This is a genomic window from Salinibacter grassmerensis, assembly GCF_947077765.1.
Classification (GTDB): domain Bacteria; phylum Bacteroidota; class Rhodothermia; order Rhodothermales; family Salinibacteraceae; genus Salinibacter; species Salinibacter grassmerensis.
The window spans coordinates 449417-469517 of the sequence record NZ_CAMTTF010000001.1; the positions used below are offsets into that span (position 1 = coordinate 449417).

General features: G+C 65.5%; 19 protein-coding genes. 17 read left to right on the forward strand and 2 right to left on the reverse strand.

Going from position 1 to position 20101, the window contains the following annotated elements:
• The first annotated feature begins 33 nt into the window (after nt 1-33).
• Nucleotides 34-1236: a dipeptidase gene (locus OJB03_RS01640; protein ID WP_263784687.1), complete on the forward strand. Its 1203-nt coding sequence runs from the start codon at nt 34-36 to the stop codon at nt 1234-1236.
• A 259-nt stretch (nt 1237-1495) separates the two neighbouring features.
• Here OJB03_RS01640 and OJB03_RS01645 read toward each other — a convergent pair whose 3' ends face one another.
• Complete coding sequence (locus OJB03_RS01645; RefSeq protein ID WP_263784688.1) at nt 1496-1657, reverse strand: hypothetical protein; 162 nt, start codon at nt 1655-1657, stop codon at nt 1496-1498.
• A 393-nt stretch (nt 1658-2050) separates the two neighbouring features.
• On the opposite strand from OJB03_RS01645, the gene OJB03_RS01650 reads away from it, so the two are divergent.
• From OJB03_RS01650 to lepB, 16 genes are all read left to right on the forward strand, one after another.
• Nucleotides 2051-2275 carry a hypothetical protein gene (locus tag OJB03_RS01650; protein WP_263784690.1) on the forward strand — a complete coding sequence of 75 codons (225 nt, stop codon included), beginning with the start codon at nt 2051-2053 and terminating at the stop codon, nt 2273-2275.
• 189 nt (nt 2276-2464) lie between these two features.
• Complete coding sequence (locus OJB03_RS01655; RefSeq protein ID WP_263784692.1) at nt 2465-2839, forward strand: NADH-quinone oxidoreductase subunit A; 375 nt, start codon at nt 2465-2467, stop codon at nt 2837-2839.
• Between the two features lie 196 nt (nt 2840-3035).
• Nucleotides 3036-3677: an NADH-quinone oxidoreductase subunit B gene (locus OJB03_RS01660; RefSeq protein WP_263784694.1), complete on the forward strand. Its 642-nt coding sequence runs from the start codon at nt 3036-3038 to the stop codon at nt 3675-3677.
• Nucleotides 3678-3760: 83 nt separating this feature from the next.
• A complete protein-coding gene (locus OJB03_RS01665; RefSeq protein WP_263784695.1) occupies nt 3761-4465 on the forward strand; it encodes an NADH-quinone oxidoreductase subunit C in 705 nt (234 codons plus the stop codon).
• 52 nt (nt 4466-4517) lie between these two features.
• On the forward strand, nt 4518-5873 hold the full coding sequence (gene nuoD / locus OJB03_RS01670) for an NADH dehydrogenase (quinone) subunit D (protein ID WP_263784697.1): 1356 nt from the start codon (nt 4518-4520) through the stop codon (nt 5871-5873).
• A 97-nt stretch (nt 5874-5970) separates the two neighbouring features.
• Nucleotides 5971-6648 (forward strand): NADH-quinone oxidoreductase subunit NuoE family protein, encoded by a 678-nt coding sequence (locus OJB03_RS01675; protein ID WP_263784699.1) that lies wholly within the window; start codon nt 5971-5973, stop codon nt 6646-6648.
• 80 nt (nt 6649-6728) lie between these two features.
• Nucleotides 6729-8090 (forward strand): NADH-quinone oxidoreductase subunit NuoF, encoded by a 1362-nt coding sequence (gene nuoF, locus OJB03_RS01680; RefSeq protein ID WP_263784701.1) that lies wholly within the window; start codon nt 6729-6731, stop codon nt 8088-8090.
• 56 nt (nt 8091-8146) lie between these two features.
• The gene (locus OJB03_RS01685) at nt 8147-8578 is read left to right on the forward strand and encodes a hypothetical protein (protein WP_263784703.1); all 432 of its coding nucleotides are present in this window, start codon (nt 8147-8149) and stop codon (nt 8576-8578) included.
• A 139-nt stretch (nt 8579-8717) separates the two neighbouring features.
• On the forward strand, nt 8718-10457 hold the full coding sequence (locus OJB03_RS01690) for an NADH-quinone oxidoreductase subunit G (RefSeq protein ID WP_263784704.1): 1740 nt from the start codon (nt 8718-8720) through the stop codon (nt 10455-10457).
• Between the two features lie 197 nt (nt 10458-10654).
• The gene (locus OJB03_RS01695) at nt 10655-11299 is read left to right on the forward strand and encodes a hypothetical protein (RefSeq protein WP_263784705.1); all 645 of its coding nucleotides are present in this window, start codon (nt 10655-10657) and stop codon (nt 11297-11299) included.
• A gap of 459 nt (nt 11300-11758) precedes the next feature.
• Complete coding sequence (locus OJB03_RS01700; RefSeq protein WP_263784706.1) at nt 11759-12298, forward strand: DUF421 domain-containing protein; 540 nt, start codon at nt 11759-11761, stop codon at nt 12296-12298.
• An 88-nt stretch (nt 12299-12386) separates the two neighbouring features.
• A complete protein-coding gene (locus OJB03_RS01705; protein ID WP_263784707.1) occupies nt 12387-14090 on the forward strand; it encodes an NAD+ synthase in 1704 nt (567 codons plus the stop codon).
• Nucleotides 14091-14153: 63 nt separating this feature from the next.
• On the forward strand, nt 14154-14885 hold the full coding sequence (locus OJB03_RS01710) for a signal peptidase II (RefSeq protein ID WP_263784708.1): 732 nt from the start codon (nt 14154-14156) through the stop codon (nt 14883-14885).
• A 158-nt stretch (nt 14886-15043) separates the two neighbouring features.
• The gene (lepA, locus tag OJB03_RS01715) at nt 15044-16858 is read left to right on the forward strand and encodes a translation elongation factor 4 (RefSeq protein WP_263784709.1); all 1815 of its coding nucleotides are present in this window, start codon (nt 15044-15046) and stop codon (nt 16856-16858) included.
• Nucleotides 16859-16950: 92 nt separating this feature from the next.
• Nucleotides 16951-17826: a hypothetical protein gene (locus OJB03_RS01720; protein WP_263784710.1), complete on the forward strand. Its 876-nt coding sequence runs from the start codon at nt 16951-16953 to the stop codon at nt 17824-17826.
• Between the two features lie 54 nt (nt 17827-17880).
• Nucleotides 17881-19080, forward strand: a complete 1200-nt coding sequence (gene lepB / locus OJB03_RS01725; protein ID WP_263784711.1) for a signal peptidase I — start codon at nt 17881-17883, stop codon at nt 19078-19080.
• A 41-nt stretch (nt 19081-19121) separates the two neighbouring features.
• On the opposite strand, the gene OJB03_RS01730 is transcribed toward lepB, so the two are convergent.
• Nucleotides 19122-20099, reverse strand: a complete 978-nt coding sequence (locus OJB03_RS01730) for a L,D-transpeptidase (RefSeq protein ID WP_263784712.1) — start codon at nt 20097-20099, stop codon at nt 19122-19124.
• Between the last annotated feature and the right edge of the window lie 2 nt (nt 20100-20101).

A 20101-nucleotide genomic window follows, 5' to 3' on the forward strand; every position in this document is an offset into this window, starting at 1 on the left:
ACGAGGAAGCACAGGTAGAGGCCTCAACCGGCCTTGCGACTCTCTGCAATTCGCTTCGGGCCTGTGCTCCGCCTCAGCCTCTACATTCTCGCTGGGCTTCTCGTCCTTGTCCTCCTCGGCTACTTCGTGGGGGCCGCTCCCATTGCCGACGCCCGGTATAACACCGTTCAGGCCGAGCCGCCCTATGCCCCTTCGGGGCGGGCAAAGGCCCTGCACGACACCCTGATGGTCGCGGATCTCCACAACGACCTGTTGCTGTGGGGCCGCGATCCGCTGGAGCGCCACGACCGCGGCCACACCGACGTGCCGCGGCTGCGGGAGGGTGGGATGGGCCTACAGGTGTTGGCCGCCGTCACGCAGGTGCCGCGGGGACGCAGCTACGAGGGAACGAGCGCTGATGCCCTCGACCAAATTCCGTTTCTTGCTGCCGCCCAGCGCTGGCCCGTCCGCACCTGGACGAGCCGCCTGGAACGGGCCCGATACCAGGCCGAGAAGCTCCGTCGCGCCGCGGCCCGCGATGAGGGCCTGATGCTCCTCCGAAGTCGGGCCGACCTGGATACTCTGCTCGCGCGGCGCGACGAAAATCGGGCTGCGATGGGGACCCTGCTCGCCGTCGAGGGCCTGCACGCGCTGGAGGGAGAGACAGCGCACGTCGATACGCTCGCCGACGACGGCTACCGCATGATGAGCCTCACCCATCTGCATGACAACGCCCTCGGCGGATCGTCGACGGGGCTAAGGCACGGCGGTCTGACGGACTTCGGCGCCGCGGTGGTCGATCGGCTCGCGGCCCGCGATGTCACAATTGACCTCGCCCACGCGTCCGAGGCGCTCATCGACGATGTGCTGGCGCGGACCAGCGGGCCCGTCGTCGTGAGCCACACCGGTGTGCGGGCCACCTGCGACAGCCCGCGCAACCTGAGCGACCGGCACATCGAGGCCGTCGCCGTCCGGGGCGGCGTCATTGGCGTGGGGCTCTGGGAGACGGCGGTGTGCGGCACCGGCCCCGCCGCCACGGCCGCGGCGATGCGGTACGTCGCTGACCGTGTGGGGGTGGAGCATGTGGCACTCGGCACCGACTTCGACGGGACGGTCTCGGTGCCGTTCGACGCCACCGGCCTGCCGCTTCTCACGGAGGCCCTTCTCGACGAAGGGTTTACCCCCCAGGAGACCGAGCAGATCATGGGGAAGAATGTCGTGCGGGTGCTGCGACGCACGTTGCCGCCCGCGGAGTAGGACGTCCCCCCGCAAACGGGAGCTACTGTCCCCGGGGAACTGGATTCAGGGGCCTGGAGTGCTGCACGTCCGGAATCGCAATGTAGGCGTCGATCGACACGAGGGCCTTGCGGAGCTTGTCGGGGAGGAAGTCTCAGTCGAAGTATCGGGGGGCAAAGGGCCCGCAGGTCGATGACCGTGATCGCATCGTCACGCAGGTGCTTTTGGAAGGGGCCGTCCTCACCGCCCAGCCAGGTGGTGCACGCCCCGCCCCGTCCTGTCAGGTCTTCCGGACCTGCCCGCCGTTGCAGTCGGCCATCACGTGGAAGGTGTCTTCGTCGCGCGCACGGCCCCACTCGGCCATGAAGCCCCCGAGTGGAATATAGAACCCGTCCGAGGTGTGTTTAGTGGTGTGGGCGTCTTTGGGAACGACCTTGGGCACCTCGCCATGCTCGGCCTCCCACTACCAGATGTAGTCGATCAACTGCTCCTTCATGAGGCTCTCCCGGCGGTCCGGCTCTCGAGGAAAGACCCGTCGGTCCGCACGTATGGGGCGTAGACCGCGTTGCTTTCCAGAAGTGCGTCGATGCGGGCGAGGGTCGTTTCGTCGCCGCGCGGCTCGAAGGCAGTCCGAAGCGACCGGAGGGCCGAGGGGGACGCCGTTGCGACGGCCGGCCCGCCCCCAGGCCTCCGTCATTTGCGTGCGGGCCTCCTGCACGGCTGCCTTCTCCCGGTCGGTCTCGGCCTGTTCGGCCAGGGCAGGGCGTCCAGGTGCATCGAGAGACTGAAAATAAACTCGTAGTCGATCCCCCAGATTGGAGCGCTGGCCTCGATCATGCGAGCGGCTCTCTCCACCTCCTCTCCGCTTCGGCCCCCATACGGGCACGGTCCCGCCTACACCCTGCTCGACGTGCGGCTGCGCTCCGCCATGCCGTCGGTGCCGGGCCTGAGTGTGAACATCACCGCCAAAAACGTACTCGGCACCAAGCACCGGGAGTTTGTGGGGGCGCCGGCCCTGGGTCGCATGATCATTGCGCGACTCGTGTATGAGCTTCCGTAACCAGCCCAGACGGAAGAGAGAACAAACAGGAGCCCGATTGGTCGTGCCACGGTGGTTTCACTCGCTCTTTGGGCCGCGGAGCGGGCGCATCGTTGCATCCGTAGGGGCTGTTCTGTACCGTACATTGTTCCCATGCATCCTTTGCAAAGAACATTCGCCCCTCCTCGGACCGTCTGACCGCGACCGGCCATGTTTGGTGACTTTGTGCCGCTGTTTATCATGATTGCGCTGGCCCTGGGGCTGGCCCTCACCCTGCTGGCGGCGGCCGCGTACATCGGGCCCAGTCGGCCCAGTGACACGAAGACCATGCCCTACGAAAGCGGCATGGACCCGGTGGGAAGTGCCCGTGAGCGGTACTCGGTGAAGTTTTACCTCGTGGCCATGATCTTCATTGTCTTCGACGTGGAGGTTGTGTTCATGTGGCCGTGGGCCGCCAGCTTCCAAAGCTTCGTCGACAGTGGCGCGGGCCTGGGCGTGATCGCCGTCATCTCGTTGTTCACGCTCATCCTGCTCGTCGGCCTGCTCTACGATGTGAAGAAGGGCGGGCTGGACTTCGAGCAGTAGGGACAGAGACCAGCGGGGCGGCCAACGAGAACGTGACGTCCTCTGTACGTTCGCGCGGGGTGGGGCGGGGGTGAAACAGGGGGGGACCCGTATCATTTAATGCGGTGTACCAAAAGCATACGACTACATTATCCCACCTGGGAAGGTCGTACGCTCCGTTTCCAAACCCTTCTGAACCGCCCGACTCTTCACTGCTATGGCTGGATCTTCCGGAACCAACGGGCAGGGCTTCTTCACGACTCGCGTGGACGACTTCCTGAACTGGGCCCGCTCAAACTCGCTCATGCCCATGCCGATGGGGCTGGCCTGCTGTGCCATCGAGATGATGGGCTTCGCGGGACCGAAGTACGACTCGGCCCGCTTTGGGAGCGAGGCGATGCGGTTCTCCCCGCGCCAGGCCGACCTCATGATCGTGGCCGGCTGGTGCTCCTACAAGATGAGTCACGCCATCCGCCGCGTGTGGGACCAGATGGGCGACCCGAAGTGGTGCATCGCTATGGGTGCCTGCGCCTCTACCGGCGGCATGCATCGCTGCTACGGTGTGGTGCAGGGCGTGGACAACTTCCTGCCGGTCGACGTCTACATCTCCGGCTGCCCGCCCCGCCCCGAGTCGGTGCTGCACGCGCTGATGGACATTCAGGAGAAGATCCGCAACGAGTACTCCGTGGTGCAGGACTATGAGTTTGGGAAGGCCCGGGAGCGCGCCCCGATCATGCCGGAGAACACAAGCAGGTTCCCGGGGCAGCTCGAGAAGCCGAAGACCTCGAACCTCACCCTGGAGGCCCCGGACGCCGATGACGCGGAGAGCACCTCCACGCCGGAGCCGGTTGCCGCGTAGGCACCTCGCCGTTCCGCCCGCTGCGTTTCCTCTTGCAAGCCGGCGTCCGAGCGTCCGCGACGCCCCAACACGACGGAGTGCCGATGAGCAACCCCGACAACCCCCGCGACTCGAATCCCAAAGACCCCGAGGAGCTTCGGTTCCATTACACCCCGACCGACGAGCCTGGGCCCGAGCAGGAAACCGAGAACACCCACGCGAAGGACACGACCCGCGTCCCGGAGGTCATCGACGCCCTGCGGGAGGAGTTCGGGGCGGCCGTTCTCGACGTTGAGCGCTACGCGAACGAGGATACCGTCTACGTCGAGAAGAACCGCATCCGGGAGATCTGCCGCTTTCTGAAGGAGGAAGAGAGCTTCGACTACTTCGTCGACCTTGGGGGCATGGACCGGTTCACCGCGGAGGATCGCTACGAGGTGTTCTACAACCTGGTGAGCACCGAACGGCAGAAGCGCCTTCGCCTCAAGGTGCAGGTCGACGAGGAGGACATGCGGGTGCCGAGCGTGACGGAGGTATACCGGGCGGCCAATTGGAACGAGCGGGAGGCCTACGACATGTTCGGCTTCACGTTCGTCGACCACCCGGATCCCCGGCGCATGTACATGCCGGAGGACTTCGACTATCACCCGTTGCGCAAGGAGTTTCCGCAGCTGGGCGTTCCGGGCTCGCTGCCGCTTCCGCCGCAGACGCCGGACGGGGAGCTCACGATGGATCCCTTTGCCGCCGCCCACGGCTCCCAGCCGGTCAAGAGCTACGAGGAGCCCGCCACCGACGCCGATTCGGAGTAGGCGCTGCACCGCCGACCGCTCGGACGCCCTAACGCACAGACGCACACCCAGCATGCCTCAGACGCACAAGCCCGACTTTCCCGGGAACGATCTCGGCGACCAGTTTCGGTTCTGGCCGAAGCACAACGAAAAGATCTACGAGCGGCTGGAGAACAAGCACGCTTGGCTCGAGGAGAAGCGGGCCGCCGCGCAGGGGGACGGGAAGCCGCCGACGACGCAGCGATCGGAGGTGGACCCACTGGAGAACGAGATGATCCTCAACATCGGGCCGCAGCACCCGGCCACGCACGGGGTGCTGCGCTGCGTTGTGAAGATGGACGGAGAGACGATCGAGAAGTCCGTTCTCGACATTGGGTACCTGCACCGCGGCATCGAGAAGCTCGCGGAGCACAAGACGTACCAGGAGTTCATGCCGTACACCGACCGCATGGACTACCTGTCGCCCTACTCCAACAATGTGGCGTGGTGCCTGGCCGTGGAGAAGCTGGCCGACATTGAAGTGCCGGAGCGGGCGCAGTGGATCCGCATGATCATGAGCGAGCTGGCGCGCATCTCCTCGCACTGCCTCTGGCTCGGGGTGGGAATGATGGACGCAGGGGCCGTATCCGGGTTTGTCTGGACTTTCCAGGAGCGGGAGGAAATCTATTCGATCATGGACGAGGTGGCGGGGGCCCGCTTCACGGTAAGCCACAGTCGCATCGGCGGGGTGGCCAATGACTTCTCGCCCCGTTCGATTGAGATGATCCGTGACTTCGTCGACACGTTTCCGGACCGGATCGCGGGCTGGGAGGGCCTGCTGAACAAGAACCGCATCTGGGTGGAGCGCAACAAGGGGGTGGGCCGTGTGACGAAGGAGGAGGCGTTGGAGCTTGGCCTGACGGGCCCAAACCTGCGCGGCTCCGGGGTGCCCTACGACGTGCGCCGCTTCGAGCCGTACCTGAAGTACGACGAGGTCGACTTCACCATCCCGGTGCGCGAGGAGGGCGACTGCCTGGCCCGCTACTTCCTGCGCCTCGACGAGATGAAGCAGAGCGTGCGCATCATCGAGCAGTGCCTCGACCGCATGACGGAGGGGCCCATCCGCTCCGACGACGCGAAGGAGGCCTACCCGTCGAAAGAGGAGGTCTATTACTCGATGGAGGGCATGATCCACGACTTCATGTACACCGACGTGGGCACCGTGCCGCCGAAGGGTGCCCACTCCTACCACGCCATTGAGTCCCCCAAGGGCGAGCTCGGGTTCTACCTGACGTCCGACGGCACCGGGCGGCCCTGGCGCGTGCGCATCAACGCCCCGTCGTTCACGAACCTGCAGGCGATGGAGCACATGCTCGAGGGAGAAATGGTGGCCGACACGGTCGTCATCATCGGTTCGCTCGATCCGGTCATGGGGGAGGCGGACAAGTAGTCCGCGTTCAACCGGCGACTGTCGAGTGTCGAGGAGCCTGGCATCCGGCATCGCATTCGCTCGCAGGCATTCGCCATTCGAACATTGACACTCGAACATGTCTAGTTTCGACGTTCAACAGCCCATTGTCGAGCTTCCGGACCAGGACCCCGATCCGGCGTTCTCGGAGGACGAGCTCGTGTGGACCGACGAGGAAGAAGAGCAGATTGAGGCCTGGAAGGACCAGTACGCGGAAGACCAGGGCGCCATCATGAAGGTGCTGTGGCTGGCCCAGGAGAAGTTTGGGTACCTGGCCCCAGAAGTGATCCAGCTCTGCGCGGACACCCTCGACATGACGTTCACGCAGGCCTACGGCGTCGCGACCTTTTACCACCAGTATTTCAAGGAGGAGAAGGGCACCTACGTGTTCGACGTGTGCACCTGCTTCACCTGCCAGGTGTGCGGGGGGTACGACATTCTGCACTACCTGGAAGAAAAGCTGGGCGTCCACGCGGGCGAGACGACCGACGACGGGATGTTTACGGTCCAGGAGGCCGAGTGCCTCGGGGCCTGCGGCTCGGCGCCCATGATGGAAATTACGAACGGCGTTTACGTCCACAACCTGACCCCCGAAAAGATCGACGACCTCATTGAGAGCCTGCGCGCGGGGGAGGTCCCCTCGTTCACATCGATGACGCTGCCCCAGGACGAAGAGGAGCTGGACGGCAACCGCCGCACCGACGTCGAAAACACAGAGACGTACCAGACGCAGCCCCGGGCGGAGCACACGGAATGAATCGGGACGCGTGAGGCGCGAGGCTGTTTTCCCGTCCACGGGTCATTCGCTATTCGACCCCTCGAAATTCAACACTGCACATGGAAGCGAACGGAACGCCCCAAAGTCCGGCCGGCGACTGGCGCTCGTACGAGCGGATGCTCCTGCCGCCCATCCAAGACCTTCACAAGCTGGGCGTGTACGAGGAGCACGGGGGGTACGGCCGCCTCCGCCGCGTCCTGGAGAACGACGCGTTTGAGCCGGGCGACGTCACCGACGAGGTCAAAGCCTCCGGGCTCACCGGGCGCGGTGGGGCCGGCTTCCCCACGGGAATCAAGTGGACCTTCATGCCGGAGCCGGACGACCGCCCGCGCTTCATCGGCGTCAATGCCGACGAGAGCGAGCCGGGCACCTTCAAGGACCGGCAGGTGATGGAGTACAACCCGCACCTGATGCTCGAAGGCATTCTCCTGGCCGGGTACGCCCTCCACATCGACACGGCCTACGTCTACATCCGGGGCGAGTACACCGACTGGATCGTGCACCTGAAGCAGCAACTGGAGAAGGCCTACGAGGCGGGCTACGTGGGCGAGAACATCATGGGCTCGGGCTTCACGATGGACATCGTCCTCCACAAGGGAGCCGGGGCCTACATCTGTGGGGAGGAGACGAGCCTGATGGAGAGCATAGAAGGCAAGCGCGGGTATCCCCGCTACAAGCCGCCCTTTCCGGCGCAGAGCGGCATCTTTGGGTGCCCCACGACCATCAACAACGCCGAGACGCTGGCCCACATTCCGCTCATCATGGAGCAGGGGGGCGAGGCGTACGCAAACATCGGGGCGGGGGACATGCCGGGACCGGCCCTCTACGGGATGTCCGGGCACGTGAAGAACCCCGGCGTCTACGAATTCCCGACGGGGATGCTGCTGACCGACATGATCTACGACGTGTGCGGCGGAATGGCCCGCGACAAGGGCCTGAAGGCCGTAGTGCCCGGCGGGTCCTCGGTGCCGCCGGTGCCGGCCGACCAGATTGATGGCATCTCGATGAACGACGAGAGCCTCGGCGAGGTGGGCTCGCGGACGGGGACGTTCTGCCCGCTCGTCCTCGACGAAGAGACCGACATGGTCTCGTTCCTCCGCCGCGTGGCGCACTTCTACCAGGACGAAACCTGCGGTCAGTGCACGCCCTGCCGCGAGGGAACGAGCTGGCTCGAAAAGATTCTCGCCCGCATCGACGAGGGGGAGGGGCGCATGCGTGACATTGACCTTCTTCTCGAGCTCTGCGACAACATGGACGGGGGGCGCACCATTTGTGCCTTCGCGGACGGCGCCGTGGGGCCGGTACGGGCCACCGTCAAGCGGTTCCGAGAGGAGTTTGTGGCGAAGTGCCAGGCGTCCGTCCACCCCGTGAGCACCGAGGTGTCCGCCGGCGCAGAGTCGGCTGTGGCGGCGACGGAGTAGGCCACAGCCACGCGTTGGGAAGACGAGTTGCTTCAGTGCCGCCCCGTTGCTGCTTTATGCTCCGATGCGCCGCGATTCTTCTCGGAGGGGTTTTGCTCGGGGCCTGTAGCACAGGCGAGACAGACGTCACCGGGGCCGAAGAGACCTGGGGTACATCCGTCGACGCGACGGAGGCCGTCCTGGCTTCGGCCGTTGCGGCAGAGGCGAGCGCCTATGAGGGGCGTCCGGTGGCCGTGGAGGGGCGCATCGCCGCCGTCGGGACAGCCGGGTGCGAGGTCACACTCGCGGCCGGCAGTCGGCCCCTCGTCGTGGCGGCCCCCGCCACTGAGGCCAGCGGCTGTGCCTGGACCGTGCCGGGGGACGCGCAGGGATTTGCGGTCGCCACCGGCACGTTGCGTACCACGGACGACACACTCCGCCTGACTGCAGACGGCGTGCGGGTCACGCCCATCCGCCCCACGAGCCCAGCCTCCCCGTCGAACCCGTAGTGTCGTGGCGACCGTAATGCCCTAGCCACGCCGCTTAAGGCCCACCGTGATGCCCTCGAAAAACAGGGGGCTTTGGAGTCGGGCCCCGAACACCCCCTGATGTTTTCCGCTCAACCCTGAACGCTGATTGTCTACCGCTATGTCCATCGTCACTGTCGACGGAACGACCTACGAGTACGAGGGGGAGCAGAAGCTCTTGCAGTTCTGCCTGAACCAGGGCATTGAGCTGCCCCACTTCTGCTACCACCCCGCCATGTCCATTCCGGCCAACTGCCGGCAGTGCCTCGTGAAGGTGGGCATGCCGAAGGAGGACCGCGAGACCGGCGAGGTGGTGCGCAACGGCGACGGGGAGCCCGAAATTCAGTACTTCCCACAGCTGCAGGCCAGCTGCACGGTCGATCTCCGGGACGGCATGGTCGTGAAGACGCACCGCACCAGTGAGGAGGTGGAGCAGGCGCAGACCGACAACCTGGAGTTCCTGCTGACGAACCACCCGCTCGACTGCCCGATCTGTGACCAGGCCGGTCACTGTCCGCTCCAGATTCAGTCCTACAAGTACGGGCCGGAGGGCTCCCGCTTCGAGTTCCGCAAGGTGCACAAGCCGAAGCGTGTGAAGCTGGGCCCCCGCGTGACGCTCGACGCCGAGCGGTGCATCAACTGCACCCGCTGCACCCGCTTTACCGACGAGGTGTCGGAGAGCAACCAGCTCACCATTGCGAACCGGGGCGTCAAGAACCACCCAATCACTGCCCCGGGCGAGACGTTCGACGACCCCTACTCGATGAATACGATCGACATCTGCCCGGTGGGCGCGCTCACGTCGTCGGACTTCCGCTTCAAGGCGCGCATCTGGGAGATGAGCTCCACGCCGTCGATCACGACGACCAACGCCACGGGCGCGAGCTGCCACTACTGGGTGCGCGACAACCAGGTGCTGCGCATCACGCCCCGGCAAAACATGGAGGTCAACGAGTACTGGCTCCCCGACGAGGATCGGCTCGTCTACAACCAGTTCAACGACAACCGCCCGGAGGGCCCGCACATCCGGCGCAACGACACGCGGACGCAGAGCAACTGGCAGCAGGCCTACGCCCGGACCGCCTCGCTGCTGGGCAGTGCCGATCCGGAGCGCATCCTGTTCCTCGGCTCGGCCCACGCGACGGTGGAGGACAACTACCTGCTCACGCAGCTGGCCGACGCGGTGGGCGCCGACGCGCCGCGATACATCCCGCACGTGGAGCCGGGTGCGGGCGACGACTGGCTCATCACCGACGACAAGACGCCCAACGCCGAGGGATGCGAGCGCCTCGGCATCCGCCCGGTCGACGAAGAGCTGGTCGGCTCCCGCATCGCGAGCGGCGAGTATGACCTGGTGTACGTCCTGGAAGACGACCCCGTCGGGTCGGGGCTCTGCGACGCGGAGGCCCTGGCCGACACGGACGTGGTGCTCCACTACTACAACACGACGAACGAAACGCTGCCCCGCGCCACCGCGGCCCTGCCCGCGGCAATGGTGGTCGAGACGGTGGGCACCTACGTGAATCAGGACGGCCACGCCCAGCGCGTGCGTCCGGCGAAGGAGATTCAGGGTGTCAACCGCACGCTCATGATGGAGATGGGCACCAACCGGGAGGATGAGCACGGCACACCGTTCGACCGCTGGCACAACGACGAGAACCGCATCAACTGCAAGCCCAGCTGGGACATTCTCCCCGAAGTCGCGGCGAAGCTCGGCGAAGACATGAACTACCCGAAGGGCCCGGAGCAGATCATGGACGAGGTCCAGTCCACGCTCGATGCCTTCGCGGGCGCCACCTACGAGGCGATGGGGATGAAGGGAACGAAGCTGGAGGACGTGGAGACGGGAGAGGCGGTGTGATGCCCCGGCGCCCGGTCACGCGCCGCCACCGACGCGCCATCGATCAGCGAGCCGCCACTATCGGATGCAGGGCGGGGAGGTGCCTGTTGTCGATAGCAGAACGCCGCACGTTCTAAGAAGGCGGAACCCGCGTGCGCGAACACGCTCCGCGGACGCCTTCTCGGATTGCTTTCCACACGGCCAGTCGCTGCCGTCCGATGAGCCAGCTCGAATACCTTGTCGCCCTCATCTCCATCATCATCGGATTGGCGCTCGCCGACATGCTCCAGAGCGTCCGGGAGCTCGTCCGCCCCGACCGCGCTGTCCGCTGGCACTGGCTACCCCTTCTCTGGGCCACGACCGTTTTCCTGTTGGTCCTGCAATTTTGGTGGGCCTCGTTCGGCGTCCTGCAGGGCGAGATCTTCGGCCACGTTCTAGGTTTCCTTCCGTTCCTGCTGATGTTTCTGGTGCTGTATCTGATCTGCGCGTTTGCCCTGCCGGATCCGGACTGGGAGTCATCGCCCGCCTCAGGGCTCGACTCGGAGACCGCCTCGGAGGAGAGCTCCGCGCTTAGCCTAAAAACCTTCTACTTCTCGGCGGCCCACCGTCGGTGGTTCTTCGGCGCGTTCATCGCCTTGCTGATCCTCAATCAAGTAGTCAACATCTCCTTCAGTGCGCTCTCAACCGAAATGACTTTAAACGCGCTGGATCGGGCCAGAGGGGCCTTCCCCAGCCTGCTGTCTGCGGGTCTGCTCTTCGGACTGATTGTGAGCAGGCGATGGTGGCTGCACGCCACTGTCGCTGTGCTCTTCTTCGCCGCCATCGTCTATGCCCTAGCGACCCAGATCCCCCCGCTGGGCTAAACGCACCAGCAGGTTCCAGTCGCAGAGAAGAACACTGCGGCCGGCGCTTGCCAGCACGATGATTTTGAGCCCGAGGGCCTGTCCACACCGATCCGGTTTGCTCCGCCTGCGCCCGCACAGTCCGGACGGCTAAGTAGGTGGTACCTACAGGGGGGGAGATGGGAGGAGCGGATTCCCTACCCCCTGAAGAGCATCCCGAGAAAATGGGCGCTAGGCCCCTGTCTCAAACTCGAATCCGAACAGGCAGGAAGGGGCTGGTTGCCCTCATCGCTGTCTTGCAGAACGATTGTGAGGGTCATCCCGCCGTACGCTCCGGGATCGGACCGTTACGGACCGAAGATGCCAGTGAGCTGTTTTTGACGCAAGTCAGAATCAGCTCAGGTTCCCCACCTCGGTAGCGCTAGACGACAAAGCGCCATAGCGTCTCATTGCGTCTCTTCGTCTCGTCTCGACCCACCGATGATCGACTGGACCTGGATCCGCGCGGCGGAAGATGCACCGCTCATGATCGTCTTCTCGGCCGTGGCGCTGTACGCACTACTCATCCTGTACACCCGCCTCGTTGGGCTGCGGAGCTTCTCGAAGATGAGCGGGTTCGATTTCGCCATCACCATTGCCATCGGGTCGATCCTTGCCAGCGTCACGCTCTGGCAGAAGCCGACGCTGTGGGAGGGAGCGGTTGCGCTCGCCGTGCTCTTTGGGCTGCAGTTTGTAGTGGGGACGCTCCGCAAGCGACTTCCCGGCGTCAAGACCCTCGTCGACAACGCGCCGCTCCTCCTCATGGACGGCCCCGAGGTGCTGTCCGACAACCTGCGCCGTGCCAACATGACCGAGGCCGACCTGCACGCCAAGCTGCGCGAAGCAAACGTGACACGACTGGTGCAGGTGCGCGCCGTGGTCATGGAGTCGACGGGAGACGTGTCTGTGCTGCACGCTCCTCCGGACGCACCGGCCCTCGACGATGCCCTGCTCGAAGATGTGCAGGGCGTTCCGCGGTAGCAACGGGGCCCCAAGTCCGGAACGCACTGTTAGCACCAGTCGTGTGAGATGCCCTGCATACTGCCTGAATCCATCGTCGCTCGCGCCCATGAACATTGCTCTGGCCCAGATCAACCCCACCATCGGGGACCTGGAGGGCAATCGGAAACTGATCCTCGACTACGCCCGGCGAGGGGATGACCGCGGGGCGGACCTCGTCGTCTTCCCCGAGCTTTGCGTAACGGGGTACCCCCCGGAGGACCTGCTCGAAAATCCGTTCTTCAAACGGGCCGTCCAGCGCACGGTCGACCACCTGGCCCAGGCCCTGCCGTCGGACCTCGGCGTCATCATCGGGGCGCCGGTGCCCAACGGCGACCGGTTCGGCAAGCCCCTCCGCAACGCCGCGTTGCTTCTGGAGGACGGGGCCGTGCAGGACCGTGTCTACAAGACCCTGCTCCCGACCTACGACATTTTCGACGAGGACCGGCACTTCGAGCCCGCCGAGGAGCGACGCCTGCTCGAATGGCGGGGTGTGCGCATCGGGCTCCACGTCTGCGAAGACATGTGGAACGTGCATCAGCCCGAGGGGATCGACCAGAGCGAGCAGTACGAACACGATCCGGTCGCGGAGCTAGCGGCCCTGGACCCGGACTTCTTCGTAAACATCAGCGCCTCCCCGTTCTCGATCGGGAAGCACAAGGTCCGCGACAAGCTCGTGGAGCACATCTGTCGCCGCCACGAGCGCCCGTTCCTGCTCTGCAATCAGGTGGGCGCCAACACCGAAATTATCCACGATGGCGACAGCCGCGTGCACGCCGCCGACGGCACCCAGGTCGAATGTGCGGCCTCCTTCGAGGAAGACCTGCTCTTCTGGGACACCGAGGCCTCCAACGAGGCCTGCACGACGGGGCGCGACGCGACCGCAGACCTGCATGAGGCGCTCGTTCTTGGCGTCCGCGACTACTACGAGAAGACCGGCATTTTCGACAAGGCCCTCGTGGGCCTTTCGGGGGGCATCGACTCGGCGGTCACCTGCGCCCTGGCTGTCGAGGCGCTGGGCCCGGAGCGCGTGGTGGGGGTGACCATGCCCTCTGAAATCTCGTCGGAGGGGTCCATCACCGACTCCCAGGCGCTCGCCGACAACCTGGGCATCGAGTTTAAGGAGATCCCGATCGAGCCGGCGGTCGACGCGTTCGACGACATGCTGGCCGAGGAATTTGCGGGGACCGAGCCCGGCGTGGCCGAAGAAAACATCCAGTCCCGGGCCCGCGGGGTCACGCTCATGGCGCTGTCGAACAAGTTCGGTCACCTGCTGCTGTCGACGGGCAACAAGAGCGAGGTGGCCATCGGCTACGTGACGCTCTACGGCGACACGAACGGGGGGCTGGCGGTGCTGAGCGACGTGCTCAAAACGCGCGTCTACGAGCTGGCCCGCCACATCAACGCGCGGGCCGGAGAGAACGTGATCCCACAGAACACCATCGACAAGCCCCCTTCCGCGGAGCTGCGGACGGGCCAGAAGGACACCGACACGCTGCCGCCCTACGAGACGCTCGACGCCATTCTGGAGCGGTATGTGGAGCAGAAGAAAGAACTGGGGACCATCGTCGGGGAGACAAGCCTCGACGAGGACCTCGTGCGTGGTGTGCTGCGGCAGGTCGACCAGAACGAGTACAAGCGGCGCCAGGCGCCCCCCGGCCTCCGGGTCACCGAGAAGGCCTTCGGCATCGGCCGCCGCATTCCGATCGTTATGGAATGGGACCGCGAGGCCATGGAGGCGCTCGCCGCCGAGGAGCCTGTATCGAACCTGTAGCGTTAGAGGGCCGTCACGACGCCGGGACGGGCTCCTCTTCCTTTCATACCTCCCCCCTGACTGATGCGTGTCTTTTGGATTGCTGGCGCCGTCCTGCTCCTCGACCAGGCCGCCAAGGCGACGGTCCTCCAGTTCATGTACCGCGAGCAGTCCATCCCCCTCCTCGGGGACTGGCTGCGGCTGACCTTCACGGAAAACCCGGGCATGGCGTTCGGCATCACGATCGGCCCGCCCGGGACCGTGACCATCCTCTCACTCCTCGCGACCGTGCTTGTCGGGGCGTACATCTACCAGGTGCGCAACGACTACGCGCCCTACCGATGGAGCCTGGCCTTCATCCTGGGCGGGGCGCTGGGCAACATCGTCGACCGTGTCTTCTACGGCGTGCTGCTCGACTACGGCCCATACTTCACCGGGCGCGTGGTCGATTTCATTCACGTGAGCCTCTGGCAGGGCTTCATTCCCCGGATTATTCCGGTGTTTGGGGGGGCGTACATGGAGTTGTTTCCCATCTGGAACGTGGCCGACATGTCGATTGTCCTCGGGGTCGTCGGGGTCATGATCTTCCACCAGGCCTTCCACGAGCGCCGGATTGCGAAGCGCCGGGCGGCCAGTGCCGGTGGGCGAACGTGGCGACGGCCCGCGGCGGTCTTCTCGGACCTGGGCCTGGAGGCGCCCCCGCCGCCCCCGTCGGCCCTGACGCAGGCAGACGCCCCTGCGCCGCGCGACGAGGCGGCCTCCGAAAACGGTTCGGCCTCCTCCCGGTCGTCGGCCGTCTCGGAGACGCAGCTCTAGCCGCTCCGGCGAGCGGAGCGGGCCACCGGCCGTGCAACGCGAGGAACGGTGGCCCGTTGTACGCCCTGTGAACTGAGGGCCCGGTCCGGGTTTGGCGCACCGGCCCGGCCGTGCCGCGGCCCTTCACTGGACGCCCATCCGATGGCCCTTCGTGCCTCATGCCTGACCTTTCGACGATCCGCAACTTCTGCATCATCGCGCACATCGACCACGGGAAGAGCACCCTGGCCGATCGGCTCCTGGAGCGCACCGGGACCATCACCGAGCGCGAGATGAAGGAGCAGACGCTCGACGACATGGACCTGGAGCGGGAGCGGGGCATTACCATCAAGAGCCACGCCGTCCGCATGAGGCACGCCGCCCCGGATGGGGAGGAGTACACGCTTAACCTCATCGACACGCCCGGGCACGTCGACTTCACCTACGAGGTGAGCCGCGCGCTCAAGGCCTGCGAGGGGGCCATCCTGCTGGTCGACGCGGCGCAGGGCATCGAGGCCCAGACCATCTCCAACCTGTGGCTTGCCCTGGAGCAGGACCTGGAGATCATCCCCGTCATCAACAAGATTGACCTGCCGGTGGCCCGGCCCGACGAGGTGGCACAGGCCCTGGAGGACCTGATCGGGGAGCCCGCCGAGGACATCCTCCAGATCAGCGCCAAGACGGGCGAGGGGGTCGACGAGATGCTCGACCTTATGATCGACCGGGTGCCGCCCCCGTCCGGCGACCCGGACGCGCCGCTGCGCGCCCTCATCTTCGATTCCATCTACGACTCGTACCGGGGCTCTGTCGTCTACGCCCGCGTCTTCGACGGCACGCTGGAGGCGGGGGACACGATGGAGTTCATGTCCAACAAGAAGCAGTACGACGCCGAGGAAATGGGCATCCTGCGGATGGGGCGGCAGAAGGTCGACACGTTCACGGCGGGCGACGTGGGCTACATCATCGGCTCCATCAAGGACATTCAGGATGCGCGCGTCGGCGACACCATCACGACGGCCAGTGACCCCGCCGAGGAGCCGATTCCGGGCTTCGAGGAGGTAAAGCCCATGGTCTTCAGCGGCATCTATCCCACCGAGACCGACGACTTCGAGGAGCTGCGCGGCGCGCTCGAGAAGCTGCAGCTCAACGACGCCTCGCTCACGTACCAGGCCGAGAGCTCTTCCGCGCTCGGGTACGGCTTTCGGGTGGGCTTCCTGGGCCTGCTCCACATGGAAATCATCCAGGAGCGACTGGAGCGTGAGTTCGACCTGGACATCATCACCACGGTGCCCAACGTGGAGTACGAGGTGGAGGTCGAGGAGAAGGGGGAGCCCAAGGCCGTGGCGGTCGACAAGCCCGAGGACATGCCGCACTACGGCGACATCGAGGCGGTCCACGAGCCCTACGTGAAGGCCGACATCATTACGCCGAGTGACTACATCGGCAACGTCATTGAGCTCTGTGAGAAGCGGCGTGGGGAGTACGGGAGCCAGCGCTGGCTCGACGGACAGACGGTGAAGCTCGAGTACGAGCTGCCCCTCGCAGAGATTGTCTTCGACTTCTACGACAACCTCAAGAGCGCGAGCCGCGGCTACGCCTCGTTCGACTATGAGCTGCTGGAGTACCGCGAGAGCGACCTCGTAAAGCTGACCATCCTGATCGACGAGAAGCCGGCCGAGCCCCTCTCCACCATCGTCCACCGCGACTCCGCCCACGAGGTGGGGCGCAAGCTCGCCAAGAAGCTCAAGGACGTCATCCCCCGACAGCTCTACGAGGTGCCCATTCAGGCGTCGATCGGGAGCCGCATCGTGGCCCGCGAGACGATCAAGGCGCAGCGCAAGGACGTGACGGCCAAGTGCTACGGCGGAGACGTGAGCCGCAAGAAAAAGCTGCTGGAGGAGCAGAAGGAGGGCAAGAAACGCATGAAACAGATGGGAGAGATCGACGTCCCGCAGGAGGCCTTCCTCGCCATTCTCTCCGTCGACGAAGACTAGGCAGGCGTCCACTCAGAGCGCGAAGCCGCCGACGGAGTGCAGGGGGAGGTAAAGCGCCACGCTTCTTTTCGCCCCGGAACGACGACCCGAGCATGAGACACCCGCCCGGATGGCACCCGCAGGAGGGCTTTCGTTCCGGCGCCCTGTGCGCCGTCTATCTGCTGGGATGGGCCTTCCTGACGATGGGACTGGCCGGGCCGGCCGCCGCCCAGACAACGGGGGGAGATGAGAGCCTCATCGAGCGCTACCAGGACGAGCGGTACCGCGCCCTGGCGCGTCGTCACCTGCGCCGGGAGGGCACATGGCCGACGCACCCCCCTATGGCGATTCCCACCCCCACCGATTCGCTCCGTCTCGTCCGTCCCACCTCCGCCCCCCCAGCGGCCCAATCCCCAACGTTTCCCCTCGAGGACGTGCGTCCGGTGCGGCACCTGGAGCGTGGGTGGTTTCGGGAGCGATTCGCGGATGCGGAGTGGTCCTTTCTTGGCGACACCTCCGACCACACGTTCCTCGATACGACCCGGACCCCCGCCCTCCGGGCGCGCCTGCAGGCCGAGTTTGGGGATCCGACCCAGACGCTCGCCGACGCTCCGCTCGATGATCCCCCAACGGACCGGCCCCAGTTCGAGTACTGGTTCGTAGTCAACGACTCCATCCCCGTGCAGGTCACGGATGGACGAGGCCCGCAGGGGCGCGGCCTCATCGTAGCGGCAGACCGGGCGTATCGGGACCAGCTTCGGGGACTGCGGGACACCCTGCTTGCCCCCCTCCGGAATGTGGGAACGGCGCCGCATGTTGATTACTACTACGATGAGCGCCGCGAGCGGTGGTACCGCGCCGGGTTCGACGGCCAGTCGTTCTTCTTGACACCAATCTCGCGTGGCGACATCGTGCCGGGGCGCCGCCCCCGTCTCGATACGGTGCGCACCTCGAAGGCCTCCGCGTCCTCGCGCCCATCATCGCCGTAGCCCAAAGGCGGGCAGGCTGAACCGCACTCCACCTCATTCCACCTACACACTAGCATGTCGACCGACGATTCGAGCCGGGACGCCGACGCGCACAAGAGCGAGCTTCGACAGTGGGGCGAGTCTCTCGTCGTGGCCATCGTGATCGTCCTCATCGTGCGGTCGCTGCTGTTTGACCTCTTCCGCATTCCCACGCCCTCGATGGAAGAAAACCTCCTCGTGGGGGATTACCTCGTCGTATCGAAGCTGCACTACGGGCCCCGAACGCCGGTCTCGCTGGGCATTCCACTGACGTCCATTCACCTCCCGGGCGTCACGTTTCCGTATCACCGCCTGCCCGGGTTCTCGAAGGTGCAGCGGGGAGACCCGATCGTGTTCAACTACCCGCCCGACGACGAGCCGATCGACCGCAAGGTGCACTACGTAAAGCGGGTTATTGGCATGCCGGGCGACACCCTGTCGGTACAGGACAAGCTCGTGAACATCAATGGGAGCCCCCTGCCCATCGGGCGCGGCATGCAGCAGTACTGGACCGTTACCAAAAGCGACGCGCGCTACCAGATCCCCCGGAGACGCATGGAGGAAATGGGCATTAGCGAGGTGCGGCGGACCGACCGGGCCGAGACGGTACGCGTGCTGGCGACGCCCAGGGGGGCGAAGCAAATCCGTCAGCGGTCGTGGGTGCGCTCCATCGAGCCCTACGTTCTGAACAGCGACGAGTACAGCGATCTCATGTACCCCTCCGGACGAGGGTACACGCCGGACAACTACGGGCCCGTCCACATTCCGGCGAAGGGGACCACCGTGGAGCTCACGGACCAGAACTGGGCCCTTTACAGGCCGGTCATCGTGCGGTATGAGGACCACGACGCTCGGCAGATGACGGACTCCACCTTCGCCATCGATGGGGCCCGCACGACCACATACACGTTTCAGCAGGACTACTTTTTCGCGATGGGGGACAACCGGGACAATTCGCAGGACAGCCGGTTCTGGGGCTTCGTGCCCATGGATCACGTCGTGGGCAAGGCCGTCCTCACGTACTTCTCGTGGGATCACGAGGAGTGGCTCCCGCGCTTCGGGCGCATCATGCGGCCCATCGCGGACGACGGCATCTTCCGCGAACAGACGGTCATGAACCAATTACCTGAGGGCCAGACGGCCGGCCGCCACCGTCCCGACTCGTCGTCCGGGGCCCGCCCGTCGGTGGTTACGGATCGGTCTCCACGCGTCGAGGAGCTCGGGGACGTGCCCTAGTCCCGCCTCTTGCCCCCGCACGTTCCGAGATGGGGATTTCGCTAACGGGAGGCCCGCTGTTCTCGAAGCCGGTCCCACATCTCTTGCTGGTTGGTACCGGCCGGCACATCGTAGGGGCTACTCGGCAGCCCCACGCGCCTCAGCACCGGGTACCGGGCCTTGTACTCGAACGGCTTCGGGGTGCCCTCCGGATCGTCGCCCACCACGAGCACCATGGTGCCCGGCTCCATGAGCCTGCCCTGGCCCGATGAAGGCCCCATGTGTCCCTTCGTCGTCTGCCAGGGCTCGGCCCAGTCGTAGATCCACTTGGCATCGGCGTCGACGAGGCGCACACAGCCGTGGCTCGTAGGGCCGCCCGTGGGCATCGAGTACTGGTGGACGTGGATGCCGCGGGCCGCGTGAAAGTTAAAGACCCAGCGCATCGTCCACTCTTCGCCGGGCGGGCTCATCGTCGAGACGCGCTCCTTCTCCTTCCAGTTAAAGTTGAACCGGCCCGTCGGCGTGGCCGTGGAGTCGGGGTTGCCGGTGTTCACGATGCCCCAGCGCGCGAGTTGGCCGTACTCGTACGCGGCGAAGGCCTGCACTGTCTTGTGGATGACGAACAGCTTCTGGATGCGGTGGGCCTCCGGGTAGTAGCGGGGAAACGGGGAGTAGGCCCGAAAGTCGAGGCCAAACTCGGTGGGCACGACGAGCGTGTCGCCGAGGGGCGTGTTCTCGACCGTTTGTCGGTTGAGCAGTTCGACGAGCTGGGACCGTTCGCGGCCCGTCTCGGAGTTTCCGTTCCCGATGCGCTGGTAGAACCGGTCGCGGGCCACCACACTGTTGCCGCTCGGGGCGTTGAGCACGGCGTACTCGTAGTACACCTCGGGCAGGTCGTTGAGATTATCGGCCTGCCGGGCCAGGATGTTCTCGATGGCGTACTGATCGAAGTACCCCTGCGCCGCGGCGGGCGAGGACATGCCCGGCAGGAGCAGGAGCACGCCGAGACCGACGAGGAGCAGCGTCCTGTACGTGCGCATGG